The 25,232-nt window shown below is 60.5% G+C and carries 20 protein-coding genes and 1 tRNA gene; 15 read left to right on the top strand and 6 right to left on the bottom strand.

All coding sequences use genetic code 11. The annotated features are described in order from the left end of the window. Positions 1 to 20: 20 nt before the first annotated feature. The gene (locus tag EB809_RS05925; protein ID WP_123633893.1) at positions 21 to 1,043 is read right to left on the bottom strand and encodes a LysM peptidoglycan-binding domain-containing protein; all 1,023 of its coding nucleotides are present in this window, start codon (positions 1,041 to 1,043) and stop codon (positions 21 to 23) included. A gap of 374 nt (positions 1,044 to 1,417) precedes the next feature. Here EB809_RS05925 and def point away from each other — a divergent pair, with 374 nt between their 5' ends. The 10 genes from def (at position 1,418) to EB809_RS05875 (ending at position 12,023) form a co-directional block, all read left to right on the top strand. Then, complete coding sequence (gene def / locus EB809_RS05920; RefSeq protein WP_123633892.1) at positions 1,418 to 1,921, top strand: peptide deformylase; 504 nt, start codon at positions 1,418 to 1,420, stop codon at positions 1,919 to 1,921. A 124-nt stretch (positions 1,922 to 2,045) separates the two neighbouring features. Next, positions 2,046 to 2,981, top strand: coding sequence for a methionyl-tRNA formyltransferase (gene fmt, locus EB809_RS05915; RefSeq protein WP_123633891.1), 936 nt, complete (start codon positions 2,046 to 2,048; stop codon positions 2,979 to 2,981). Position 2,982: 1 nt separating this feature from the next. Beyond that, entirely contained in the window at positions 2,983 to 4,311 is a 1,329-nt protein-coding gene (rsmB, locus tag EB809_RS05910; RefSeq protein ID WP_123633890.1) for a 16S rRNA (cytosine(967)-C(5))-methyltransferase RsmB, read from the top strand. Next, a complete protein-coding gene (gene trkA, locus EB809_RS05905; protein ID WP_123633889.1) occupies positions 4,308 to 5,681 on the top strand; it encodes a Trk system potassium transporter TrkA in 1,374 nt (457 codons plus the stop codon). Before rsmB ends, trkA begins: the two co-directional genes overlap by 4 nt. Positions 5,682 to 5,700: 19 nt before the next feature. Further along, positions 5,701 to 7,149 carry a TrkH family potassium uptake protein gene (locus EB809_RS05900; RefSeq protein ID WP_123633888.1) on the top strand — a complete coding sequence of 483 codons (1,449 nt, stop codon included), beginning with the start codon at positions 5,701 to 5,703 and terminating at the stop codon, positions 7,147 to 7,149. A gap of 187 nt (positions 7,150 to 7,336) precedes the next feature. After that, the gene (gene glyQ, locus EB809_RS05895) at positions 7,337 to 8,281 is read left to right on the top strand and encodes a glycine--tRNA ligase subunit alpha (RefSeq protein WP_123633921.1); all 945 of its coding nucleotides are present in this window, start codon (positions 7,337 to 7,339) and stop codon (positions 8,279 to 8,281) included. A 2-nt stretch (positions 8,282 to 8,283) separates the two neighbouring features. Next, the gene (gene glyS / locus EB809_RS05890) at positions 8,284 to 10,362 is read left to right on the top strand and encodes a glycine--tRNA ligase subunit beta (protein ID WP_123633887.1); all 2,079 of its coding nucleotides are present in this window, start codon (positions 8,284 to 8,286) and stop codon (positions 10,360 to 10,362) included. Positions 10,363 to 10,371: 9 nt separating this feature from the next. Beyond that, on the top strand, positions 10,372 to 10,926 hold the full coding sequence (gene gmhB, locus EB809_RS05885; protein WP_123633886.1) for a D-glycero-beta-D-manno-heptose 1,7-bisphosphate 7-phosphatase: 555 nt from the start codon (positions 10,372 to 10,374) through the stop codon (positions 10,924 to 10,926). Positions 10,927 to 11,006: 80 nt separating this feature from the next. Next, positions 11,007 to 11,083: transfer RNA gene (locus EB809_RS05880), tRNA-Pro, on the top strand. 178 nt (positions 11,084 to 11,261) lie between these two features. After that, a complete protein-coding gene (locus EB809_RS05875) occupies positions 11,262 to 12,023 on the top strand; it encodes a VC0807 family protein (protein WP_123633885.1) in 762 nt (253 codons plus the stop codon). Positions 12,024 to 12,142: 119 nt separating this feature from the next. On the opposite strand, the gene gyrB is transcribed toward EB809_RS05875, so the two are convergent. From gyrB to dnaA, 5 genes are all read right to left on the bottom strand, one after another. After that, on the bottom strand, positions 12,143 to 14,557 hold the full coding sequence (gyrB, locus tag EB809_RS05870) for a DNA topoisomerase (ATP-hydrolyzing) subunit B (RefSeq protein ID WP_123633884.1): 2,415 nt from the start codon (positions 14,555 to 14,557) through the stop codon (positions 12,143 to 12,145). A gap of 24 nt (positions 14,558 to 14,581) precedes the next feature. After that, complete coding sequence (gene recF / locus EB809_RS05865) at positions 14,582 to 15,703, bottom strand: DNA replication/repair protein RecF (RefSeq protein ID WP_123633920.1); 1,122 nt, start codon at positions 15,701 to 15,703, stop codon at positions 14,582 to 14,584. Positions 15,704 to 16,346: 643 nt separating this feature from the next. After that, the gene (locus tag EB809_RS05860; RefSeq protein ID WP_123633883.1) at positions 16,347 to 17,609 is read right to left on the bottom strand and encodes an ABC1 kinase family protein; all 1,263 of its coding nucleotides are present in this window, start codon (positions 17,607 to 17,609) and stop codon (positions 16,347 to 16,349) included. Between the two features lie 69 nt (positions 17,610 to 17,678). After that, positions 17,679 to 18,782: a DNA polymerase III subunit beta gene (dnaN, locus tag EB809_RS05855; RefSeq protein ID WP_123633882.1), complete on the bottom strand. Its 1,104-nt coding sequence runs from the start codon at positions 18,780 to 18,782 to the stop codon at positions 17,679 to 17,681. A gap of 50 nt (positions 18,783 to 18,832) precedes the next feature. Next, positions 18,833 to 20,326: a chromosomal replication initiator protein DnaA gene (dnaA, locus tag EB809_RS05850; RefSeq protein WP_123633881.1), complete on the bottom strand. Its 1,494-nt coding sequence runs from the start codon at positions 20,324 to 20,326 to the stop codon at positions 18,833 to 18,835. Positions 20,327 to 21,206: 880 nt separating this feature from the next. Here dnaA and rpmH point away from each other — a divergent pair. From rpmH to mnmE, 5 genes are all read left to right on the top strand, one after another. After that, positions 21,207 to 21,341 (top strand): 50S ribosomal protein L34, encoded by a 135-nt coding sequence (gene rpmH, locus EB809_RS05845; RefSeq protein ID WP_004579611.1) that lies wholly within the window; start codon positions 21,207 to 21,209, stop codon positions 21,339 to 21,341. Between the two features lie 19 nt (positions 21,342 to 21,360). Beyond that, on the top strand, positions 21,361 to 21,735 hold the full coding sequence (gene rnpA, locus EB809_RS05840) for a ribonuclease P protein component (RefSeq protein WP_123633880.1): 375 nt from the start codon (positions 21,361 to 21,363) through the stop codon (positions 21,733 to 21,735). A 21-nt stretch (positions 21,736 to 21,756) separates the two neighbouring features. Continuing rightward, positions 21,757 to 22,041 (top strand): membrane protein insertion efficiency factor YidD, encoded by a 285-nt coding sequence (gene yidD, locus EB809_RS05835; RefSeq protein WP_123633919.1) that lies wholly within the window; start codon positions 21,757 to 21,759, stop codon positions 22,039 to 22,041. Positions 22,042 to 22,044: 3 nt separating this feature from the next. Beyond that, positions 22,045 to 23,754, top strand: coding sequence for a membrane protein insertase YidC (yidC, locus tag EB809_RS05830; protein ID WP_123633879.1), 1,710 nt, complete (start codon positions 22,045 to 22,047; stop codon positions 23,752 to 23,754). Between the two features lie 96 nt (positions 23,755 to 23,850). Next, the gene (mnmE, locus tag EB809_RS05825; RefSeq protein WP_123633878.1) at positions 23,851 to 25,212 is read left to right on the top strand and encodes a tRNA uridine-5-carboxymethylaminomethyl(34) synthesis GTPase MnmE; all 1,362 of its coding nucleotides are present in this window, start codon (positions 23,851 to 23,853) and stop codon (positions 25,210 to 25,212) included. Positions 25,213 to 25,232: the final 20 nt, after the last annotated feature.

Below are 25,232 nucleotides of genomic sequence, written 5' to 3'. Positions count from 1 at the left end.
TTCGTATTCTACCGTTGCTGTTACGGATTGCCTACGCGGTCTCCGACAGCCAGGGTACGGCTGGCCTTGAGAATCAGGCCGTAGCTCATTTTTTCGTAGCTCTGGAAGATCATCATCAGGCCGGCACGCTCGTCCGGCAGTTTGACGGCTTCCTTGGTGTACGGGTCGGTCACGGTGTTGCCGGCCTGGAACACGGCCAGCACGTTGCCGGGCTTCAGCCCTTCGCGGGTACCGCGGTTGACCACCACCACATCGTACTGGCCGATCTGGGTCACGCCGCCTTCCACGGCGATCATGGTGCCGTCGATGTCGCTGTCCGGCGCGCTGGGGGTGAAGGTCGGGCTGATGCGACGGTCTTCGGTCGGCAGCAGACGATCACCGATGCGGACTTCCTCGTCAGTACGCTTGAGCATCAGGGTCAGGACTTCGCCGTTGGTTTCCTTGACGTCGGCCGCGCCGATGGACTTGGCTTCCAGGCCCAGGAACTCGTTGGTGTCCGGATCGTGGTAGGCCTTGTTGCGGCGGAACACGCCCAGGCTGTCCGCGTCGGTCTTGCCGCGGGCATAGATGCGATCACCGGCGCCAGTCACGATGCGGGAGTCTTCACCTTCCAGCACGTAGGGCGCGGCATCAAGCACCTCCGGATCCACGATGCGGGTGTCGCTCAGGAACCCTTCGATCGCGTCCAATGGAATGGTCGGAACCGGTGTGTCGATCGGCGTAGAGCGCACTTTGGGCGACAGCTTGACCACGCCGTTGTTGGAACGGGCCACCTTGGTCACACGGGGCTGGCCGTCGATGTACACCAGCGCCAGCACATCGCCCGGGTAGATCAGGTGGGGATTCTCAACCTGCGGATTGGCGTGCCAGATTTCCGGCCAGTACCAGGGGTTGTCCAGAAAACGGGATGAGATGTCCCAGAGGGTATCGCCCTTGACCACGGTGTATCGATCGGGATGATCCGACCGCAACTCAGGGCCGGCCGCGTGCGCCACCTGCATAAACAGCAGCACAGCCGTAAGAACGTACAGCAGTTTCCTCATTGTCTGGGTCCTTGATTGCTTTACTTTTATCCAATGGAACCTGAAACCCCGGATGGCGTCCGCAGACGGGTTCCCATACCCACATCCCCCTACTATAGAAGATGTCAGCCTATTTGTGATGTTATCTTTTGTTCTTCCAGTAAATTCTGGATTCAGACCGTAACACGGCCGAACCGGGATCGCGGCTATCCGCAAGCCTGGTCAGATTGTAATCAGTCCGGGAGTTGATAGATAATAGACTATCAGCACTATTGATGTTGTCATCTTGAAACTTCCGACCGTGCCACGATCATAGACAACATGCCGATCATGATGTGCGGTACGCCGTCGCATTTTGATCAACACACGCGGTCAAACGAACGATATAGATAGCCATGATACTTGAGATTCTGGAATTTCCCGATCCGCGCCTGCGCACAGTGGCCAAACCCGTCCAGGAGGTCACCGACGAGACGCGCAAGCTGATCGATGACATGTTCGAGACCATGTACGATGCCCCGGGCATCGGGCTGGCGGCGACGCAGGTGAACTGGCACGAGCAGATCATCGTCATGGACCTGTCGGAGGACAAGAGCGAGCCGCGGGTCTTTATCAACCCGGAGGTGGAAATCCTGGGTCAGGATGTTCAGGACATGCAGGAAGGCTGCCTGTCCGTACCCGGCTTCTATGAAGAAGTCAGCCGCCCGGATCACGTGATCATCCGCGCGATCGGCCGAGACGGCCAACCTTTCGAGGAAGAAGCCGAGGGCCTGCTGGCGGTCTGCATCCAGCACGAGATGGACCACCTCAAAGGCAAGCTGTTCGTGGATTACCTGAGTCCGCTCAAGCGCACGCGGATCCGCAAGAAGCTGGAAAAACAGCACAAAATCCGGGCCTGATCACAGACCCACCCCAAGTGGTTTACAATAGAACACGATGGACCGGGCACCAGGCCCGGTCTTTTCGTTTGTAGAAGGCCATCGCGGTCATTCCAGTCACACCACGGATTCGAGGAGGCGCTGCGTGCGCATCGTTTTTGCCGGAACACCGGATTTTGCCGCCACCGCACTCAAAGCGCTGCTGGAACAGGACCACGAAGTGGTCGCCGTCTACACCCAGCCCGACCGGCCCGCCGGTCGCGGTCGCAAGCTCACACCCAGCCCGGTCAAACAGGTGGCCCTGGACGCGGATCTGCCCGTAAGCCAGCCCGAATCCCTGAAATCCGCCGACGCCCAGGCCGAGCTGGCCGCCTTCCAGCCGGACGTCATGATCGTCGCCGCCTATGGCCTGATCCTACCCCAGGCGGTGCTGGATATCCCGGCCCGCGGCTGCCTCAACATCCACGCCTCCCTGCTGCCGCGCTGGCGCGGTGCGGCACCGATCCAGCGGGCCATCGCCGCCGGCGATGAGGAAACCGGCATCACCATCATGCAGATGGACGCGGGCCTCGACACCGGTGCCATGCTGCTCAAGTTGAGCACCCCGATTACCGGCGACGACACCGGTGGCAGCCTGCACGACCGGCTGGCCGATCTAGGCGGCCAGGCGATCCTGACCGCACTGAAGGAACTGGCCGACGGTGGGTTACAGGCCGAGACGCAGGACGACAGCCAGGCCTGTTACGCCCATAAACTGAACAAGCAGGAAGGACACCTGGATTGGCAACAGCCGGCCATCGCACTGGAACGGCTGGTCCGGGCCTTCAATCCCTGGCCGGGCACGTTCGTCGATACCGACAGCGACCGGGTGCGCATCCACGCGGCCGAAGCATTGGCCGAAATCAGCGACCAGGCCCCCGGCACCCTCATCGCCCGGGGACGGGACGGCATCGATGTGGCCTGCGCCGAGGGTGTGCTGCGTCTGCATCGCGTACAGCTGCCCGGCAGCCGCGCCCAGTCCATCTCTGATCTGATCAACGGCGGCCGCGACGTGCTGGCCCTCGGCGAGGTCCTGCACTGACATGGCGCGACAGCATCTTCCCCTTCGCGCCGTCGTCGCCCGCGTCATCCATGCGGTGAGCGAGGGCCAGTCCTTGTCCGATGCGCTGCCGCCGGCGCTGGCCCAGGTCAGCGATGAGGAACGCAGCCAACTGCAGGCGTTCTGCTTTGGCACCTGCCGCTGGTATCACCGACTCCAGGCCGAGCTACAGACCCGGCTGCACAAACCGCTGCGCAAAGGCGACCGCATCGTGGTGCCGTTATTGCTGGTGGCGCTGTTCCAGCTGCGTCACAGCGGTCAGGCGGATTACGCCATCGTCAACGAAACCGTCGAGGCCTGCCGCTCACTCGGCAAACCCCATCTTGCAGGACTGGTGAACGCCATCCTGCGCGCGGCCCAGCGGGACGGGGAGCCAGAACCCGCGTCGGCCGCCGCGGCCCTGAGCCACCCGGAATGGATGGTGGAAAAGCTGCGCCACAACTGGCCGGACCACTGGCAGGCGGCGCTGGAAGCCAATAACGTGCAGGGGCCGATGACCCTGCGGGTGAACCGGCGCCAGATCAGCCGGGACGACTATCTGCAACAGCTCGCCGAAGCCGGTATCCAGGCTCAAGCCACTCGCTTTGCGACACAGGGCATCCAGCTGGAAAAGCCCTGCGGCGTCGACCAGTTGCCCGGGTTTGCCGAGGGCCGGGTGAGCGTTCAGGACGAAGCCGCCCAGCTGTGTACCCAGTTGCTGGATCTCGCCCCCGGACAGCGGGTGCTGGACGCCTGTGCCGCACCGGGCGGTAAGACCTGCGCAATGCTGGAAGCGGTCGAGGGCCTGGAGATGGTCGCGCTGGATCAATCCGATCACCGGCTGAATCGCGTGCGGGAAAACCTCGACCGTCTGGGCCTGAACGCCCAGTTGGCCGCCGCCGACGCGGCCGATCTCGACAACTGGTGGGACGGCCAGCCGTTCGATCACATCCTGCTGGATGTGCCCTGCAGCGGCAGCGGCGTGATCCGACGGCATCCCGACATCAAGCTGTTGCGCCGCGAACAGGACATTGCCGGGCTGGCACAGGTCCAGCTCAACCTGCTGGAGCGCCTGTGGTCTACGCTGAAACCGGGCGGGCGGTTGGTATACGCCACCTGTTCCGTGTTCCCGCAGGAAAATCACCGTATAATCCAGCGTTTTATGAAAGCGCATGAGGAAGCCGCCCTGACCCTGCCGGAAGACCTGGCCTGGGGACTGGATACCGGGGCGGGGCGTCAGTTATTCCCGGAGACCGGATCACACGACGGGTTTTTCTATGCCTGCCTGACCCGGATGGACGACCAAGCAGCCAATCGGACTCCTACGTCATGAAGATCATTATCCTGGGCGCCGGTCAGGTCGGTGGCACACTCGCCGAAAACCTGGCCAACGAAGCCAACGATATCACCATCATCGACGCCGACGGCTCCCGCCTGCGGGAACTCCAGGACCGGCTCGACATCCGCACGGTCCAGGGGCATGGTTCCTATCCCAGCGTCCTGCGCCAGGCCGGTGCCGAGGATGCGGACATGCTGATCGCCGTCACCAACAGCGACGAGACCAACATGGTGGCCTGTCAGGTGGCTTACTCGCTGTTCAAGACGCCCACCAAGATCAGCCGGGTGCGCGCCAACGCCTATCTCGCCCGCAAGGAACTGTTCAGCGCCGAAGGCTTTCCCATCGACGTGCTGATCAGTCCGGAGCAGGTGGTCACCCGCCACATCACGCGGCTGATCGAATATCCCGGCGCCCTGCAGGTGCTGGAATTCTCCAAGGGCCTGGCGCGACTGGTGGCGATCCAGGCCACCGCCGGCGGGCCGCTGGTGGGGCATGAGCTGTCCTACCTGCGTACCCACATGCCCAAGATCGATACCCGCGTGGCCGCCATTTTCCGCAAGGACCGGCCCATCATCCCGCAGGGGGATACGGTGATCGAGGACGGCGACGAGGTGTTCTTCATCGCCGGCACCGACCACATCCGTTCGGTCATGAGCGAGCTCCAGCCGCTGGAAAAACCCTACAAGCGCATCTTCATCTGCGGCGGCGGTAACATCGGCCAACGCCTGGCCCACAACCTGGAAAACCGCTATCAGGTGAAGCTGATCGAGCGCAACCGGGACCGCTGCGTGATGCTGTCGGAAAACCTGCGCAAGACCATCGTGCTGCAGGGCAACGCCGCCAACAAGGACCTGCTGCTGGAAGAGAACATCGAGAGCACCGACGTGTTCTGTGCGGTGACCAACGACGACGAAGCCAACATCATGGCCTCGCTGCTGGCCAAACGGCTGGGCGTGCGCAAAGTGCTGACCCTGATCAACAACCCGGACTACGTGGACCTGATCCAGGGCGGTGAAATTGACGTGGCGATTTCGCCACAGCAGACCACCATCGGCAGCCTGCTGACGCACGTTCGCCGGGGTGACGTCGTCAACGTTCACTCACTGCGCCGGGGCGCTGCTGAGGCGATCGAGGCGATCGCGCACGGAGATCACCGCTCCTCCAAGGTGGTCGGCAAACGCCTCGATGAAATCACGCTGCCCGAAGGCACCACCATCGGCGCCATCGTGCGCCACAACGAGGTCCTGATCGCCCACGACCACCTGCGGGTGCAGCCGGACGACCACGTGATCCTGTTCCTGGTGGACAAGTCGCGCATCCGCGACGTGGAACGCCTGTTCCAGGTGGGTCTGACCTTCTTCTGAATCGGACGGATCCGATCCTATGCGACTGCCGGTCATCCTGAAGATCCTCGGCATCCTGATGATGCTGTTCAGCTTCACCATGCTGCCGCCACTGGCGATTTCCCTGGCCTACGACGACGGGCAGTGGAACCGCTTTGCGGATGCCATGGCCATCGTGTTTGTGGGCGGCCTGTTCGTCTGGGCCCCGTTTCATTCCGAGCATGGCGACCTGCGGGTGCGCGACGGCTTCCTGGTGACCACGCTGTTCTGGGTGGTGCTGAGCGTCGCCGGTTCCATCCCGTTCTACCTCAGTAACGACGCCCCGCACACCTACATCGATGCGCTCTTTGAAGCCGTCTCCGGCCTGACCACCACCGGCGCCACGGTCATCACCGGCATTGACCAGCTGCCGCATTCGATCCTCTGGTATCGCCAGCAGCTGCAGTGGCTGGGCGGTATGGGGATCATCGTCCTGGCGGTGGCCATCCTGCCCATGCTGGGCATCGGGGGCATGCAGCTGTATCGGGCGGAAGTGCCCGGACCGGTGAAAGACAACAAACTGACCCCCCGCATCGCCGAGACGGCCAAGGCGCTCTGGTACATCTACGTGTCGCTGACCATCGCCTGTGCGGTGGCCTACTGGATCGCCGGCATGAACTGGTTCGACGCCATCGGACACAGCTTCTCCACCGTCGCCATCGGCGGGTTTTCCACCCACGATGCCAGCATCGGCTATTTCAACAGCCCGGCCATCGAACTGATCGCCGTGGTCTTCATGGTGCTCTCCGGCGCCAACTTTGCGCTGCACTTCATGGCCTGGCGCCAGCGCAATGTGTTGCTCTACTGGGGCGACTCTGAATTCAAGCTCTATATCGGCGCCCTGGCGGGGGTGAGCCTGGTAACCATCCTGGTGCTGATTTTCACCAACACGCTGCCGCCGCTGGAAGCCGTAACGCAGGGCATGTTCCAGGTCGTCTCGATGGCCACCACCACCGGCTTTGCCACGGCCGACTTCTCCGTCTGGCCGCTGATGCTGCCGTTCCTGTTGTTCGTGATGTCCTTCATGGGGGGCTGCGCGGCATCCACCGGCGGCGGTATCAAGGTGGTGCGGATGCTGCTGATTTTTCGTCAGGGCTCGCGGGAGATGAAACGTCTGCTGCACCCTAACGCCGTCATGCCGGTAAAGCTGGGCAACCGACCGGTCTCTGATCGTGTCCTGCAAGCCGTCTGGGGTTTCTTCTCGGTTTACATGTTCATGTTCCTGGTGCTGCTGGTCATTCTCCAGGCCACCGGATTGGACCAGGTCACCGCCTGGACTGCCGTGGGCGCCACCATGAACAACCTCGGCCCCGGACTGGGCGAGGTCACCTACCATTACGGCACCCTCAACGATGTGGCCAAGTGGGTGCTGTGCTTCGCCATGCTTTTGGGGCGCCTCGAAGTGTTCACCTTGCTGGTGTTGTTTACTCCCGCGTTTTGGCGTCGCTAGGCCGCCGCACCAGGCACCTGTCAGTAATTTGTACAATCCGCGAACAGGTTTCGAAATAGCGTGACGAGAAGCGTATAATGCCGGTCTTCGTGCGCCAGCCCGGGTTGTTTCCCCACCGGAAAACCCCATTTTTCGAACGCAGTGGCGCCACACCCAAACGGATCAACAGGCAATTGTCGTGACTGAAATGGCAAACACGGACATCAAGACTTTCCAGGGCCTTATCCTGGCCCTGCAGCAATTCTGGGCACGGCACGGCTGTGTCGTTCAGCAGCCGCTGGATATGGAAGTCGGGGCCGGTACTTTCCACCCGTCCACCTTCCTGCGGGCAATCGGCCCCGAAACCTGGAACGCGGCTTACGTACAGCCCAGCCGACGCCCCACCGATGGCCGTTACGGCGAAAACCCCAACCGCCTGCAGCATTACTACCAGTTCCAGGTGGTGCTCAAACCATCGCCGGACAACATCCAGGAACTCTACCTCGATTCCCTGCGGGCCTTGGGCCTGGATCCGCTGGTCCACGATATCCGTTTCGTTGAAGACAACTGGGAATCGCCGACGCTGGGTGCCTGGGGCCTGGGTTGGGAAATCTGGCTCAATGGCATGGAAGTGACCCAGTTCACCTACTTCCAGCAGGTGGGTGGCCTGGAATGCTATCCGGTCACCGGTGAGCTGACTTACGGTCTGGAACGCATCGCCATGTACCTGCAGGGCGTGGACAGCGTCTACGACCTGGTCTGGACCAACGGCCCGGATGGCGTCGTCACCTACGGCGACGTGTTCCACCAGAACGAGGTGGAGATGTCCACCTACAACTTCGAGCACGCCGATACCGAGTTCCTGTTCCACTGCTTCGACGTCCACGAGCGTGAGAGCCAGCGACTGATTGAAGTGGGTCTGGCCCTGCCGGCCTACGAGCAGGTCCTCAAGGCCTCGCACACGTTTAACCTGCTGGATGCCCGTCACGCAATTTCCGTTACCGAGCGCCAGCGCTACATCCTTCGCGTCCGGACCCTGGCCCGGGCCGTGGCCAAGGCCTATTTCGACAGCCGCCAGGCCCTGGGCTTCCCCATGGCACCGGAATCGCTGCGTAACGAAATGCTGGGCAACGCGGAAAAAGGGGACGCATGATCATGGCAAAACAGGATTTTCTGGTCGAAATCGGCACCGAGGAGCTGCCGCCCAAGGCCCTCAAGACACTGTCCGACGCGTTCACGTCCGGCTTCTGCAAGGGGCTGGATGATGCCGGCCTGAGCTACGGCAAGGTGGAGTCGTTTGCCGCTCCCCGGCGCCTGGCCATTCGCGTCCACGGGCTGGCCGATGCGCAGCCGGACAAAGCGGTGGAAAAACGCGGTCCTGCCGTCAAGGCCGCTTTTGACGACGCCGGCAACCCGACCCGTGCGCTCACCGGTTTTGCCAACTCCGCAGGCGTCACCCCGGACCAGTTGGACAGGCTGGAAACCGAGAAGGGTGCCTGGGTGGTGTATCGTACGGTTGAACAGGGCCGTGCTACCGCCGAGCTGATCCCGGAGTTGGTGGAGCAATCGCTGGCCGGCCTGCCCATTCCCAAGCGGATGCGCTGGGGTGCCCACAAGGCGGAATTCGTGCGCCCGGTACACTGGATCGTACTGCTGCTGGGCAACAAGATCATCGACGCCAACATCATGGGTCTGCCCACCGGCAACGAAACCCGCGGGCACCGTTTCCACTGCCCGAAAGAGCTGATCATTCCTACACCGGACGCCTACGAGGTGGTCCTGTGTGAGGAAGGCTACGTGCTGGCCAGCTTCGAAGAGCGCCGTGACAAGATCCGCGCCGGCGTCGAAGCCCTGGCCCGTGAGCAGGGCGACGCCCAGGCCGTGATCGACGACGATCTGCTGGACGAGGTCACCGCCCTCAACGAATGGCCGGTCCCGTTGCTGGGCCATTTTGAGGAACGCTTCCTGGATGTGCCCGCCGAGGCGCTGATTTCCTCCATGAAGGAACACCAGAAGTATTTCCACGTGGTCAACAAGGACGGCCGCATGCTGCCGCTGTTCATTACCGTGGCCAATCTGGAGAGCAAGGATCCGTCGCAGGTCGTCTCCGGTAACGAGAAGGTGATCCGGCCGCGCCTGGCGGACGCCGCCTTCTTCTACGACACCGACCGCAAGCACACGCTGGAAAGCCGCATCGACGCGCTCAAGCCAATCGTGTTCCAGGAAAAACTGGGCAGTCTGCACGACAAGTCCGTGCGGGTGGCGGCGCTGGCCAAAAAGATTGCCGAAGCCATCGACGGCAAACCGGAGAACGCCGAACGCGCCGCCATGCTGGCCAAGACCGACCTGGTCAGCGAGATGGTGCTTGAGTTCACCGACCTGCAGGGCATCATGGGTGAGTACTACGCTCGCAACGACGGCGAACCGGGCGATGTCGCCGCCGCCCTGAACGAGCAGTACATGCCGCGCTTCGCCGGCGACGACCTGCCGCAGACGCTGACCGGCTGTGCCGTGGCCCTGGCGGATCGTCTGGATTCCCTGGTGGGTCTGTTCGGCATCGACCAGCCGCCCTCAGGCACGCGTGATCCGTTCGGCCTGCGCCGTTCAGCCCTGGGTGTGCTGCGCATCATTGTCGAGCGGGAACTGCCGCTGGACCTGCAGACCTGCTGCGAGTGGGCCGCCGCGAACTTCACCAGCCTGACCGTGGCCGATCCGGTCACGCCGGTGGTGGATTACATGCTCGACCGGTTCCGCGCGCATTACGAAGAGCAGGGCATCGGGGCCGAAGTCTACCTGGCTGTGCATGCCCGTCGCCCGACCCGGCCACTGGACTTTGAACAGCGTATCCGCGCGGTAGAAGCCTTCCGTCAGTTGCCGGCCGCCCAGGCCCTGGCTGCCGCCAACAAGCGGGTGTCCAACATCCTGGTGAAGCAGGGTGGTGAAGGCATCTCCGAGCAGGTGGACAGCAGCCTGCTGCAGGACGCTGCGGAAAAAGCCCTGGCCGAGGCCGTTGACGCCCAGGCGGACAAGGTCACGCCGCTGTTTGCCCGCGGTGACTACGGCGCGGCGCTTACGTCCCTGGCGGACCTGCGGGAAACCGTCGACCGCTTCTTCGACGACGTGATGGTCATGGCCGACGATACCGCCATCCGCAACAACCGCCTGGCGCTGCTCAACCGTCTGCGCAACCTGTTCCTGCAGGTGGCGGACATTTCATTGCTGCCCACAGGCTAGGCACGCACGGTGCTGATCATCCTCGACCGTGACGGTGTAATAAACCGTTACCACGGAGAATACATCTGCTCGGTCGAGGAGTGGTTGCCCATTGCCAGCAGTATCGACGCCATCGCGCGACTGACCCGGGCAGGGCATCAGGTGGCGGTGGCCACCAACCAGTCCGGCATCGCCCGGGGTTTCTACGATCACCTCATTCTCGAGGCCATGCACGCACAGCTGGAACGGTTGGTGGAAGCGCTCGGGGGCCGGGTGGACTGCATCGTCTACTGCCCCCATCACCCCGACGAAGACTGCCGCTGCCGCAAACCCCGTACCGGTCTGCTGGAGGATATCCGCGATCAACTGGGCCTGGCCGACCTTCACGACGCCATCATGGTCGGGGACAGCCGCAAGGACCTGGAGGCGGGCCTGGCAGCCGGTTGTCAGGCTGCGGCGCTGGTTCGTACGGGTAACGGGCGGCGTACCGAAAAAGAGCTCCAGACGGCGCCTCTGGGGCCGGTAACGGTCTGGAAGAATCTGTCCGCGTTTGTGGATCATTTCCTGGAAGGGGCGGGTCACTGACCTTCGGGAAACCGAAAGACGAAAAGTCATCCCAGGGGGCTGGCAATCCTCCGAATCATCAGTATAATACCGCCCAAATTCGGCGTGTGGCGCAGTCTGGTAGCGCACTTCGTTCGGGACGAAGGGGTCGCAGGTTCAAGTCCTGCCACGCCGACCATTTTCCCGCTTTTCCCTTCCTGATCAATCAGTTAGCTCGTTCATACGATAACCTCACCCGTATCACCTTACGGCTTGCATGCGTGCGCCTCTCGGGCCATTCTTCGTTATACTGCTTATAGCCAAACCGGGTTCCAACGACCTGTCGATTCCCTTCCAGAAATCAGGCCCGAAGCACTATGAACCAGAAGTCCACGTCGACCGCCGCACCAGCGCCCCAGCAACAACAGCGCCCCTGGGCCGACCTGCTGATCAGTATTGTCATTCCCTCCGTCATCCTGATGAAGTTCAGCGGTGAGCAGGATCTGGGATCCGCCAACGCACTCCTGGTCGCGCTGGCGTTTCCACTGGGTTGGGGGTTGTATGAACTGATCCGGTTCGGCAAGAAGAACTTTATCGCGGTGCTGGGTTTGATCAGCATCCTGCTGACCGGTGGTATCGGTCTGCTGCACCTGGATGCCCAGTGGCTCGCCATCAAGGAAGCTGCTGTGCCTCTGATCATCGGCCTGGCGGTACTGATATCCACCAAGACACGCTACCCCCTGGTTCGCACCCTGCTCTATAACCGCACCGTCCTGGATGTGGACAAGATCCACGATGCCCTGGTGGAGAAGGGCAACGAAGGCGTCTTCGAATCCCGACTGATGCGGGCCAGCTACTACTTTGCCGGCACGTTCCTGTTTTCCTCGATCATGAACTACGTACTGGCCAAATGGATCGTCACCAGTCCGTCCGGCACCCCCGCCTTCAACGAAGAGCTGGGCCAGATGACGCTGGTCAGCTATCCGATGATCGCCATCCCCTCCATGCTGATGATGATCGCCATCTTCTATTACCTCTGGCGAGTGATCCGCAATCTTACGGGATTCAAGCTGGACGAGGTGCTGTCACCGGCGCTGGTGGCGGCCCATGAGGAAAAGGAATCGAAAAACCGCCAGTAGCCCCACAGTGATCGGGTGAGTGGCAGCAGCCCAGACCGATCGCCAGACACAAAAAAGCCCGGGACAACCCGGGCTTTTTTATGGGACCGAAAAGCAGGTCCGCGTGGCGCGGTGACGAATCAGACGTCGAGGTTGGTCACCGCCAGGGCGTTGGTCTGGATGAAATCGCGACGCGGTTCCACTTCGTCGCCCATCAGGGTCGTGAAGATCTGGTCTGCCGCGATGGCGTCCTCAATGGTGACCTTCATCATCCGACGGGTTTCCGGATCCATGGTGGTTTCCCACAGCTGTTCCGGGTTCATCTCGCCCAGTCCCTTATAGCGCTGGATGCTCAGGCCCCGCTGCGCTTCCTTCATCAGCCACTGCAGGCCGCCTTCGAAGCTCAACACCGCCTGTTTGCGCTCACCCCGCTGGATGTAGGCCCCATCCTCAATCAGACCGTCCAGCTTCTCGCCCAGCTTGGCAATCGCCGCGTAGGAGGCCGACTCAAAGAACTCGTGATTGAACACGTGGCTTTGAGGAATGCCGTGGACGTACACATCCACCTTGGGCAGGAACAGTTTGCGCTCGGTGTCCTCATGCACGGAGAACACGTACTTGGTGCCGGTGCGGGTATCCAGCTCCAGGCTCGCGCCCAGGCGACCGACCCATTGGGTGACCGCGTCCTGGCTGTGCAGGTCGTCGGCTGTCAGGGTGCTGTTGTAGATCATCTGCTCCAGAACCTTGGCCGGGTAGGCGCGGGCCAGACGGTCGACCATGGTCATCACGGTCTGGTATTCCTTGACCAGGGATTCGAGCGCGGACTCGGCTATCGGCGGCGCATCCGGGTTCACATAGAACTGGGCGCCTTCCAGAGCGGTCTGCGTGAGGTAGGCTTCCTTCGCCTTCTCGTCCTTGATGTACTGCTCCTGTTTGCCCCGTTTGATCTTGTACAGTGGCGGCATGGCGATGAAGACGTGGCCACGCTCGATGATTTCCCGCATCTGACGGAACAGGAAGGTCAGCAGCAGCGTGCGGATGTGCGAGCCGTCAACGTCGGCGTCCGTCATGATGATGATCGAGTGATAGCGCAGCTTGTCCGGATCGAACTCCTCGCGACCGATACCACAGCCCAGCGCGGTGATCAGCGTGCCGACTTCGGCTGAGGACAGCATCTTGTCGAAACGGGCTTTCTCCACGTTCAGGATCTTACCTTTCAGCGGCAGGATGGCCTGGGTCTTCCGGTCGCGACCCTGCTTGGCGCTGCCACCCGCAGAATCACCCTCCACAATGTAGAGTTCAGACAGGGCAGGGTCCTTTTCCTGGCAGTCCGCCAGTTTGCCCGGCAGGCCAGCGATATCCAACGCGCCTTTGCGGCGGGTCATTTCCCGCGCCTTGCGCGCGGCTTCACGGGCCCGGGCCGCTTCGAGCATCTTATTGACGATCATCTTGGCTTCGTTGGGCTGCTCGACCAGATACGCTGCCAGATTCTGGTACATCTCCTGTTCCACCGCGGTCTTCACTTCGGAGGAAACCAGCTTGTCTTTGGTCTGGGAGGAGAATTTGGGATCCGGCACCTTCACCGAAATAATCGCCGTCAGGCCTTCACGGGCGTCGTCGCCGGAGGTGGAGACCTTGGCTTTCTTACCCAGGCCTTCCTGCTCGATGTAGTTGTTCAGGGAGCGGGTCAGCGCGGCGCGGAAGCCCGCCAGGTGGGTACCGCCATCGCGCTGGGGAATGTTGTTGGTGAAGCAGAAGATGTTTTCCTGGAAGGCGTCGTTCCACTGCATCGCCACTTCCACCGCGATGCCGTCTTCACGCTCGTGGAGGAAATGGAAGACCCGGTTGATCGGGGTCTTGTTGTTGTTCAGATGCTCCACAAAGGCCCGCAGACCACCCTCGTATTCGAACAGGTCTTCCTTGCCGGTACGCTCGTCCTGCAGGCGGATACGGACGCCGCTGTTCAGGAAGGCCAGCTCGCGCAGGCGCTTGGCCAGGATATCGTAATGGAAAACGATGTTGGTAAAGGTCTCGGGCGAGGGGATGAAATGGACCTCGGTGCCGCTCTTGTCGGTTTCGCCCTTGGCTGACAGCGGCGCGTCGGGGACGCCGTCATGGTAGGTCTGCTCCCAGACGGTACCGTCCCGACGGATCGTCAGGCGCAGCTGGGAGGAGAGGGCGTTAACCACAGAAACCCCGACGCCGTGAAGACCACCGGAGACCTTGTAGGTGTTGTCGTCGAACTTACCGCCGGCGTGAAGGACGGTCATGATGACCTCGGCGGCAGATACCCCTTCTTCCTCGTGCATGTCGACCGGGATACCCCGGCCGTTATCCCGGACGGTCACGGACTCGTCGGCGTGGATGACAATACCGATTTCACTGCAGAAACCGGCCAGGGCCTCATCGATGGAGTTATCCACGATCTCGAAGACCATGTGATGCAGGCCCGTGCCGTCGTCCGTGTCGCCGATGTACATACCGGGACGCTTGCGGACGGCATCCAGCCCTTTGAGGACCTTGATGCTGGAGGAATTATAAGTCGACGTAGTCATTCGGACGCTCCTAAAGCGCAGATCTTATTCTTCCGTAAAGTCGCCATGTTCCACGTGGAACACTTTGAAATCGGGCATGGGATCCCGCCACAGTAAATCCGGGCGGGGCGGCTCGATCGAGGTGATGAACACCTGGCTGCCGAGGTCGCGGAGCTTGCCGGCCAGCATCTGTCGATGGGCCTCGTCGAGCTCCGCGTTGATATCGTCCAGTAAAAAAGTGCACTGCCGGGCGTGCTCTCTAAGGAGCTGGCCCTGCGCGATCTTCATCAAAATAACCAGGGTTTTTTGCTGGCCTCGAGACAGGGTTTCCGCCACCGGGCGGCCCTGAAACTTCACTCGCACATCCGCCCGGTTTGGCCCGTACAGGGTATGGCCCATCTTGGCTTCCTGCTCGCGATGGTTGATCAGCACTTCCGCGAGATCCGCCTTCCGGTCCCAACCGGGGAAAAACTCAAACTTGAGCTCGTCGCTCCAGGCCACCTCCACATCGCTGATGACCGCTTGCAGCAATGGCTGGAACTGCTCAAACACTCGGCGCCGGGCTTCAGTCACCTGGTTCGCCAACGCAACGTATTGGCTGTCCCAGATCCTGAGCAGCGATTCGTCAATTCTACCATTTCTGAGAATTTTATTCCGATGGGAAACCGCTCTCTGGAACTGCTGCCACAGCGACGCAAAGCCATGTTCCACGTGGAACACCGACCAGTCCAAAAACTGGCGCCGCTTACCGGGTCCGCCGGTCACAATGTCAAATGTGCCCGGATCGATCACCGATACCGGGAGGTGACGGGCAATGGCGGATAGATTCCTCACCCTCTCTCCATCGACCTTAAGCCGGGTCTCCTTGGTGGTCAGATCCCGGGACAGACCAATCCGGTGGATGTCCGACGAGCCCCCAGGCAACGTACTGGTCGGCGTTTCGAGAATTTCCCCGAATACGGTCAAGCTCTCCGATCCATGGTGTACAACGGCCTCGTGCCGGTTCACCCGAAACGATCGGCCTAAGCCGAGGTACGCGATCGCCTCCAAAAGACTGCTCTTACCGCTGCCGTTGGCGCCGTAAATCAAGTTGACGGACGGGGAAAAGGACAGGGCGACGGGCGCGAGGTTTCGGAATTGCTGGGTTTGTAATTTAAGAAGCGCCATGCACCACAGGGATCCGTTGAGGATGAGATAAGTGTCCGGCTGAGCCATTCATAAATCGGCGAGTCCGATCCTTGCGCTGAAACCGTAGACCGTTTTAGCCGTTGTCATCATGCCATCCAGACGACCGAGCAACACCGATCAAGGACATTCAGGATCAACACATTCAGAAGATCGGCCAACTGATCAATGAGCCAGACAGAAGAGTAGTCTACCGGTTACGGCCCGCTTAGGGCAGGGGGGCAGGGGGGCAGGGCGTTAACTCGGCGCCCGCCACCAAACCTACTAAGGGAGGTCGGATCGACGTGCTTGCCTTGGCAATCTATCTCCAAGGCCTCACGCATAGAGGTTGGATTGCCCTCACAATCAACATCAAACAACTGAACTGAACGCGAGTCCGAATCCCTAACGATCTCCCCACCAACACTGCCTTCGAATACGACGACCTCTCGCATGCGTTTGGATTTGGCAGCAGCATCGCCTCGGTTAAGAGAACCCACCGACAGCAAGCCGAAGAAACACGGGGAGAGCTCGGCTGCTGCCTGACCATCACCAGCTGTTCTTCACCCCATAAAAAAAGGTTCCACGTGGAACCTTTTAATCAATCAATCCAGATTGTGTACCTCTGGAGTTCGGGGCACCGACGTCAATGCAACATATTCAGTCGTTCGTCCATAAACATATCCATCTCGGGCGCCAGGATATGAACGTAGCGATCAAAATAGAGGAACTGCTTGATCAGCAGTGCAAATTCCCGCGGGAAATGAAGACCGTGGGATTCGCCGATCTTCACCATGTCCATCAGGATGTTATTCACTTCGTCCTCGGCTTCTTCAGCCGCGTACGGCGTATCCGGCACCATCCGGTCCATCTGGTTGTACAACCGGCGCAGATCGTCGGCCAGCTGATTCACATCGATGGTTTCGTGAGTGACGCCGATTCGCACCATGGCATCGGCCATCCCTTCAAACTGTCCCACCATGACCGCCGATATGAAATCAGACACCGCCTGCCAGGTATCCGGACGAATGCGCCCGACGATACCGAAATCAATAAAACCGACACGTCCGTCTTTCAGGACCATCAGGTTGCCAGCGTGCACATCCGCGTGGAAGAACTCGCACTGGGTCAGGCTGGAGAACCAGGTGTTCATTGCCGTGATCAATGTGCGTTCCGGATCCGATGTCACGGTACGGATGGTTTCCAGGTCCGTCAGCGGCACGCCGTAGAAACGCTCCATGGTCAGGACCCGGCGAGTACTCCACTGTTCATAAACTTGGGGTACCGTCGCATCGGTATTGTGGGTGTCCAACAGAAACTGACGGAACGTCTTGAGGTTGTTGGCTTCCTTGATGAAGTCGCATTCCTCCATCATGGTGCGCTGGATTTCTTCAACGATCCCGGACAGGGACGTCCAGGACAGCTTCGGCGCAATGGTTTCCAGGATCCGCGCCGACGCGTAGAGGAAGTTGAGATCCGTCAGCAGGATGTTTTCCACACCCGGTTTCTGGATCTTGATCACCACCTGCTCACCGGAAACGAGCGTCGCCGCATGCACCTGGGCTATGGACGCCGACGCCAGCGGCACAGGGCCGATCTCGGCATAGATGGATTCCAGAGGCACCTTGAGTTCGTCTTGCAGGATCCGGCGCATCACGCTGAAGGGAAGGGCCGGTGTGCGATCCAGACACTGCTGGAACTCTTCCACATAGCTGGCAGGAAAGAAGGTGGGGGAGCTGGCGATGAACTGGCCGAGCTTGATGTAGGTGGCGCCCAGATTCTCGAACGTCTGGCGCAGCAGGCGAGGCGTAGGCGGTCGATCCCCTCGCAACCAGTTAATGCCTGTGCGACTCAGCACCGTCAGCGTCTGACCGATGCGCAGCGCACCCTTGATGCCGTTCACCACCATAGCAGACTGCCTCCTTTAATAAGCTAAGGGGATCGCGGCTGCAATCCCCCGGTGTGCCCAGCCTCTACTTTACAGCCTCATGGGCATGACCACATACAGACAGCTGGGGTCATTTTGGGCCTCGATCAGGGCACTGCTGTTGGGATTGGAAAGGGTGATCTTGACCTGCTCTTCGTCCAGTGCGTTCAGAACGTCCACCAGGTAGCCGACATTAAAGCCGATCTGCAAACCTTCACCCTGGTAGTCCACCGACATGGCGTCTTCGGCCTGTTCCTGGTCCGGGTTATTGGCGAAGATCTGCAGTTCACCCGGGGCCAGACTCAGCCGGATACCGCGAATGTTCTCGTGAGACAGGATACCGGCCCGCTGCAGCGTATTCTTCAGAGTGGTGCGATCGGCCATGACGGTCTTGTCGCCGCCCCGCGGAATCACGCGATTGTAGTCCGGGAACTTGCCTTCGATCAGCTTGGAGGTAAAGGTGTAAGCGCCAACCGTCGCCCGCAGGTGATTGTCACCGAAGACCAGCGCTACCGGCGTCTGCACATCGTCCAGCAGTCGTGCCAGTTCCAGTACGCCCTTGCGCGGCACGATCACCTGCCGCGGCTCGCTGATGCCGGTGGCCACACCCAGCCCGGACAGCGCCAGACGGTGCCCGTCCGTCGCCACCGCCCGCAGGTGCTCCGGATCCACCTCCAGCAGCAGGCCATTGAGGTAGTAGCGCACATCCTGCTGAGCCATGGCGAACGCGGTAGCGTCCAGCATGTTGCGCAGATCCGCCTGGGCCAACTCCAGCCGGAAGCTTTCCTCATCGTCTTCCACGTTGGGGAAGTGCTCGGCCGGCAAGGTGGACAGGGTGAAGTGACTGGCCCCGGCGCGCAGGTGCAGCCGATCCCCTTCCAGGTTCAGCTCGATCGGGGCTTCGTCACCCAATGCCCGGCAGATGTCCGAGAGCTTGCGGGCGGGTACGGTGATACGCCCCGGCTGATCCACATGCACGGGCGTAATCCGCGCAACCAGCTCCACTTCCATGTTGGTACCGGTCAGGGTCAGCGTGTTGTCCTCGGCTACCAGCAGCACGTTGGACAGGACCGGCATTGTCTGTTTGCGTTCCACCACGCCGGCAATGGATTGCAGCGGGGTAAGAAGGGATTCTCGGCTGATCGTCAGTTTCATGGCACTCGGATTCTGCTTGTCGGTTGAGAGTTATAGGATACGCAATGGGATCAGGTTGTCAGTAACCGCATGAAATTCTGGTAGTCTTCCCGGATATTGGCGTCCGATTCCTGCAATTCAACGATCTTCTTGCAGGCATGCAGTACCGTGGTGTGATCGCGCCCGCCAAAGGCATCGCCGATTTCCGGCAGGCTGTGGTTGGTCAGTTCCTTGGCCAGGGACATCGCCACCTGACGGGGACGGGTGACCGAGCGGGTGCGCCGCTTGGACAGGAGATCTGCCACCTTGATCTTGTAGTACTCTGCCACGGTGCGCTGAATATTGTCGATGCTGACCTGCTTCTCATGCAGTGCCAACAGGTCCTTCAGGCTTTCGCGAATAAACGGCGGGGTGATCTCCTGCCCGGTGAAGTGAGCATTCGCTATCACCAAACGCAACGCCCCTTCAAGCTCCCGCACGTTTGATCGAATTTTCTGCGCAATAAAGAAGGCGGCTTCGCTACTGAGGCGAACGTTCGCCTGTTCCGCCTTTTTCATCAGGATCGCCACCCGGGTTTCCAGCTCCGGCGGCTCGACCATCACCGTCAGGCCCCAGCCAAACCGCGACTTGAGCCGTTCCTCCATATCGGAAATTTCCTTGGGGAACCGGTCACAGGTGACGATGACCTGTTGCCCGCCTTCAAGCAGCGCGTTAAAGGTGTGGAAAAACTCCTCCTGGGACCGCTCCTTGCGGGCAAAGAACTGGATATCGTCGATCAGCAGCGCATCCACCGACCGGTAGTAGCGCTTGAACTCATTGATGGCGTTCAGCTGAAGCGCCTTGACCATATCGGCCACAAACCGCTCGGAACGCAGGTAAGCCACCTTGGCCCGCGGGTTACGACGCACGATCTCGTTCCCCACCGCATGCATCAGGTGGGTTTTACCGAGGCCCACGCCACCATAAAGAAACAGCGGGTTGTAGGCACCACCGGGGTTCTCCGCCACCTGCATCGACGCCGCCCGCGCCAGCTGGTTGGACTTACCCTCGACAAACGTCTCGAAGGTGAAGCTCTCGTTCAGGAAGCTCTGGTGCTTGATATCGCCTTCGACCTGCACCCGGCGACGTTCGGGGGCGGCCGGTGTCGGGGTTGGCGCGGCGGCCGGTCTGGTCCTGTTGCTGGCCGGCGACGACAGCGACGGACGATCCACCACGGTCGCCGCGACACCTTTCTCTTCTTCACTGACCGGACCGGCATTCTCGTCGTGACCGTTAACAGGTGGCGGAGAAGCGGCTCGCTTGACCGGTTCACTCTGTACCGGCGCCGAACCCACCTTCATATTGATACGTGGCGCCTGACCGCCCTGCAGGTCCTTGAGCACCTCCTCGATCCGACGCAGGTACTTCTCATTGACCCAGTCCATCACGAACCGGTTTGGGGCGAACAGCAACAGCTGGTCCTCCCGGTGATCAGACTGCAGGGGACGAAGCCAGGTATTGAACTGTTGTGCGGGAAACTCGTCCCTCAGCACGTCAAGACACTGATGCCAGATACTCTGCGGCACGAAAGCCTGCCTCCAATGCGTATCCAATCCCTGATTCAAGGACGATAAAAAAACGGACCGCTTTCTTCTTATCGCGTCATCACGTTGCCGGACGGAACCTGGAGCATCTTGTTATGCACAAAACGATCCCTGACAACATCGCACGAGCGCGAGTTATCCAGAGGCAACAGCAATGGACGCGTATGGAAAGCCTGAATAGCCGCTCATTTTACGCGCTGAAGGCCACCAAAAAAAGACCTTCCAACCAGGCCATAAACACCCTGTGAATATCTTTTAATTTAAATATCAACAAACTAACAACTTACACACTGGCTTGTGTACAGAAATTCCCTAAAAAAAGTTTTCCACAAGAGTCTGTGGTTATCCCGTCAACAACGCTGTGAGTAACCTGAGTCCGAATCCATGAACAACTCCATGCCGGAGAGCAACCACTACTTATCCCCATTTCAACGACCGGTTTTCCCCAGAGCTCAGGGTGGGTTACACCCAGGCTTCTAAAGCTGACAGTTGACTGATGTAAAAGGATATTTATTGGTTTTCCACAGAAAAGCGGGTGACTAACAGTAACAGTAACTGTCTTAAATTCTTTTAAATAAGGAAAAGACTTTATGAAGTTATTGTTGGTGACGCCTGTGATCACACCGGAATCTCTCCGCTTAACCGTCTCCTCGAGACCCAGCTCAGTAAATCCCGCATCCTGGAACCATAACGATTGAATTCCCGGACCCATTTGTCTAAAATCCCGCTCCTATTTTGGCTGTTCATTTTTTGACAGGTTTCCAGGGATCGAACGATTCCCGGAACCGGTGCTGGCCACCGGTAATTGGCAGCCAGAACCCGGATTCCGTTTTACATACATCACCAGTGTGAGATCGACATCATGAAAAGAACGTTTCAACCCAGCGTCCTGAAGCGTAAGCGCGTTCACGGCTTCCGTGCCCGTATGGCCACTGCCAACGGCCGCAAGGTTATTGCCCGTCGTCGTGCGAAAGGTCGTGCCCGCCTGTCTGCCTGATTCAGACTGACAGGTACCGATGCCGGACCGGCGATTTACCAAGCAGGACCGTCTGCTCAAACCCCGTGATTACAGCGGGGTGTTCAGTCAGGTCACTGTCCGAGTGCCTCACCGGCATTTCCTGATCCTGGCGACGCCCAACACTCTCGGGCACGCCAGGATTGGTTTGATTTTTTCCAAGAAAAACCTGAAGCTGGCCGTCCAGCGCAACCGCATCAAGCGGCTGGTGCGCGAAACGTTTCGCCAGCAAACGGATTTGCCCGCCATGGACATCGTGGTCCTCGGGCGGCAGGGATTGGCTGAACTCGACAACCCGGCCACTCATCGAATTCTCAATGAGCTGTGGCAGCGCTTGCGGCGCAAGGCCCAACGAGCGGATACTGCCTCCGGCTGACCAGGGGTACCGGATCTCATGATACGACAGCTCGTCCTCCTCCCGGTCCGGCTCTACCGGTATGCCATCAGTCCCCTTATGGCATCACACTGCCGCCACTACCCCACCTGCTCCGCTTACGCACTGGAAGCGATTGAAAGACATGGTATTCTGCGCGGCGGCTACCTGACGATTCGACGGCTCTTGCGCTGTCATCCGTGGACCGAGGGAGGATATGATCCGGTACCGTCGGTGTGCGGCCACGATCACGGCCAGGACGAGCACCACACACATTGTTCTTACCAAACAAAACAGCCGACACATTAACCTATGGATATTCAGCGCACGATCCTCTGGGTAGGCCTTGCCATTGTCAGTTACATGATGGTGCTCGCCTGGAACGAAGATTATCACCAGACGCCCACTGAGCCGGTGGCACAAAGCCAACAGGCGACCGACGGGTCGACCCCCTCGCTGTCCTCGGATTCCGGGCAGCAGCAGGCCAACAGCCAGGCAGCGGACAACGAGTTCGCCACCCCTGAAGATCAGGGCCAGACCCAGGTTGAAGGCTCCGCCGTCAAGGCCGCCGATAACGGCCAGAAGATCGATATCCGGACCGATGTCCTGGATCTGAGCATCAACCTCCAGGGCGGTAACATCACCCGTGCGTCCCTGCTCAAGTACAAGGAATCCCTGGACAAGCCCAATCCCCTGGAGCTGCTGCAGAACAACGCGACCCGCACCTATGTGATGGAAAGCAGCCTGATTGGTCGCGACGGGATTGATTCCCCCAGCAACGGGTCGGTACCCACCTACTCGGCCGCGCAGACCCAATACACGCTGGCCGACGGGACGGACACCCTCACCGTTGACCTGACCTACAGCGGCGACAAAGGCGTCAAGATCACCAAGCGCTACACCCTGAAGCGCGACAGCTATGAGATCGACGTCCGGTACCTGGTCGACAACCAGTCCGACAAGCCCTGGCAGGCGAACTTTGCCGGCAAGATCGTGCGGGACAGCAGCCCGGATCCCACGGCTCAGAAGAGCGTTGGCATCCGCTCGTTCCTGGGTATGGTGCTGAGCTCTAACGAAGACCCTTACGAGAAGTACAGCCTGGACGATCTCAAGGAGACGCCCATCAGCCAGACCGCGGAAGGCGGCTGGGTCGCTTTCCTGCAGCATTACTTCCTCAGCGCTTGGATTCCGGATCCGGACACCAAGCACAAGTACCAGACCACTCAGCGTAACAACCTGAATGTGATGGGCTTTGTCAGCAGCGCCACAACGGTCGCTCCGGGCGAGCAGGCAAAAATCGGAGCGCGCGCCTACGTCGGCCCCAAGATCATCGATCGCCTGGAAAACGTGGCCCCGAACCTGGACCGCACGGTCGACTTCGGCTGGCTGTTCTTCATCGCCACACCGCTGTTCGTCGTTCTGAACTGGTTCCACAGCATCTTCGGCAACTGGGGTATTGCGATCATCCTGCTGACCTGCACCGTCAAGGCGTTGTTCTTCAAGCTGTCTGCCACCAGCTACCGGTCCATGGCGCGCATGCGTGCGGTCGGTCCCCAGTTGCAGCGGCTCAAGGAAACCTACGGCGACGACCGGCAGCGCATGTCCCAGGAAATGATGGCGCTGTACAAACGCGAGAAGATCAATCCGTTGGGCGGCTGTCTGCCGATCCTGGTACAGATGCCGGTGTTTATCTCGCTGTACTGGGTTCTGTTTGAAAGTGTGCAGCTGCGCCACGCGCCGTTCTTCCTGTGGATCCACGACCTGTCTGTGATGGACCCGTACTTCGTGCTGCCGATCCTGATGGGTATCAGCATGTTCGTACAGATGAGCCTCAACCCGACGCCGCCGGATCCGATGCAGGCCAAGGTGATGAAGGCGATGCCGTTCGTCTTTACCATCTTCTTCCTGTGGTTCCCGGCCGGTCTGGTCCTGTACTGGCTGGTGAACAACGTACTGTCGATTACCCAGCAGTATTACATCACTCGCAAGATCCAGGCGGAAGGGATCGGCAACAAGTCCTGATCCTTCACCACTGAACCGAGACAGGGCTCCGCACGGAGCCCTGTTTTCGTTTAGGATGCTGAAAACGGTTTCCCTGTTCCAGCCGAAAGAGCACCGATGACTGTAAACGACACCATAGCTGCAATCGCCACCGCACCCGGCCGGGCCGGTGTGGGGATCATCCGGGTCTCCGGACCGTTGGCCGGGCCCATTGCCCGTCAACTGCTGGGCCTGGATCCAAAACCCCGCTATGCCCACTACGGACCCTTTCTCGGCGGCGACGGTCAGGTGATCGACGAAGGCATCGGCCTGTTTTTCCCCAACCCGCATTCGTTTACCGGTGAAGACGTGCTGGAACTGCAGGGGCATGGGGGCACCGTTATTCTCGATCTGCTGTTGCGGGAAGTCTGTGAGCGGGGCGCGCGGCTGGCCCGGCCGGGTGAATTCTCGGAACGGGCTTTCCTCAACGACAAGATGGACCTGACCCAGGCCGAGGCCATCGCCGACCTGATCGAAAGCAGCTCGGAGCAGGCGGCGCGCTGCGCCATGCGATCGTTGCAGGGGGCGTTCTCCCAGCGGATCGACGTCCTGGTCGAGGCCCTCACCCACCTGCGGATCTATGTGGAAGCCGCGATCGACTTCCCCGAGGAGGAGATCGATTTCCTGGCCGACGGCAAGGTGGCTGGCGACCTGCAGACCATCATGGACGATCTCGACCGCATCCTGGTCGAGGCCCAGCAGGGTACGATCCTGCGGGATGGTATGCGGGTGGTGATTGCCGGGCGCCCCAATGCCGGCAAATCCAGCCTGCTGAATACCCTCGCCGGCCGTGAAGCCGCCATCGTCACCGCCATCGAAGGCACCACGCGGGATGTCCTGCGCGAACATATCCACATCGACGGGATGCCCTTGCACGTCATCGATACGGCGGGTTTGCGGGACAGCCCCGACGAAGTGGAGAAAATCGGCATCGCCCGCGCCTGGGAGGAGATCGAGCAGGCCGACCGTATCCTGTTGATGGTGGACGCAACCACCACCGATGCTGTGGATCCGGAGGCCATTTGGCCCGACTTTATCCACAGGTTACCCACTGGCGCACCCCTGACCGTGATTCGCAACAAAGTGGACCTGTCCGGGGAAGCGGCGGGCCTGGATGAAAACGGCCCGGTGCCGGTGGTCCGGATTGCGGCCAAGTCCGGTGACGGCATCGAGGCCCTGCGTGACCACCTGAAAGCGTGCATGGGCTACGCCACCACCACTGAAGGCGGTTTCCTGGCCCGGCGCCGTCACCTGGTGGCGCTGGAGCAGGCCCAGGCGTCCCTGCAGCAGGGCCAGGCCCAACTGGAGGGCTATGGTGCCGGCGAGCTGCTGGCCGAGGATTTGCGCCAGGCCCAGGATGCGCTCGGCGAAATCACCGGCGCCATGACACCGGACGATCTGCTGGGCAAGATTTTCAGCAGCTTCTGCATCGGCAAGTGACCCCTAATCCGGTGCCCCCA

Source organism: Marinobacter sp. R17 (assembly GCF_003789045.1).
GTDB classification, from domain to species: Bacteria; Pseudomonadota; Gammaproteobacteria; order Pseudomonadales; family Oleiphilaceae; genus Marinobacter_A; species Marinobacter_A mangrovi.
The sequence above is the reverse complement of the archived record's forward strand: the minus strand, read 5'-3'. Positions and strand labels throughout refer to the sequence as shown.

What these genes read in the sequence shown, in the direction of transcription:
- EB809_RS05860 (WP_123633883.1), bottom strand. Translation starts at nt 17,609, where the DNA reads ATGGTGGTGAACGGCATCAAGGGTGCGCTGCGCATCGGTCAGACGCTG.
- rnpA (WP_123633880.1), top strand. Translation starts at nt 21,361, where the DNA reads ATGCCGGACCGGCGATTTACCAAGCAGGACCGTCTGCTCAAACCCCGT.
- glyQ (WP_123633921.1), top strand. Translation starts at nt 7,337, where the DNA reads ATGGCAAACACGGACATCAAGACTTTCCAGGGCCTTATCCTGGCCCTG.
- EB809_RS05875 (WP_123633885.1), top strand. Translation starts at nt 11,262, where the DNA reads ATGAACCAGAAGTCCACGTCGACCGCCGCACCAGCGCCCCAGCAACAA.
- yidC (WP_123633879.1), top strand. Translation starts at nt 22,045, where the DNA reads ATGGATATTCAGCGCACGATCCTCTGGGTAGGCCTTGCCATTGTCAGT.
- trkA (WP_123633889.1), top strand. Translation starts at nt 4,308, where the DNA reads ATGAAGATCATTATCCTGGGCGCCGGTCAGGTCGGTGGCACACTCGCC.
- EB809_RS05925 (WP_123633893.1), bottom strand. Translation starts at nt 1,043, where the DNA reads ATGAGGAAACTGCTGTACGTTCTTACGGCTGTGCTGCTGTTTATGCAG.
- glyS (WP_123633887.1), top strand. Translation starts at nt 8,284, where the DNA reads ATGGCAAAACAGGATTTTCTGGTCGAAATCGGCACCGAGGAGCTGCCG.
- mnmE (WP_123633878.1), top strand. Translation starts at nt 23,851, where the DNA reads ATGACTGTAAACGACACCATAGCTGCAATCGCCACCGCACCCGGCCGG.
- def (WP_123633892.1), top strand. Translation starts at nt 1,418, where the DNA reads ATGATACTTGAGATTCTGGAATTTCCCGATCCGCGCCTGCGCACAGTG.
- recF (WP_123633920.1), bottom strand. Translation starts at nt 15,703, where the DNA reads ATGGCGCTTCTTAAATTACAAACCCAGCAATTCCGAAACCTCGCGCCC.
- EB809_RS05900 (WP_123633888.1), top strand. Translation starts at nt 5,701, where the DNA reads ATGCGACTGCCGGTCATCCTGAAGATCCTCGGCATCCTGATGATGCTG.
- gyrB (WP_123633884.1), bottom strand. Translation starts at nt 14,557, where the DNA reads ATGACTACGTCGACTTATAATTCCTCCAGCATCAAGGTCCTCAAAGGG.
- rpmH (WP_004579611.1), top strand. Translation starts at nt 21,207, where the DNA reads ATGAAAAGAACGTTTCAACCCAGCGTCCTGAAGCGTAAGCGCGTTCAC.
- dnaN (WP_123633882.1), bottom strand. Translation starts at nt 18,782, where the DNA reads ATGAAACTGACGATCAGCCGAGAATCCCTTCTTACCCCGCTGCAATCC.
- rsmB (WP_123633890.1), top strand. Translation starts at nt 2,983, where the DNA reads ATGGCGCGACAGCATCTTCCCCTTCGCGCCGTCGTCGCCCGCGTCATC.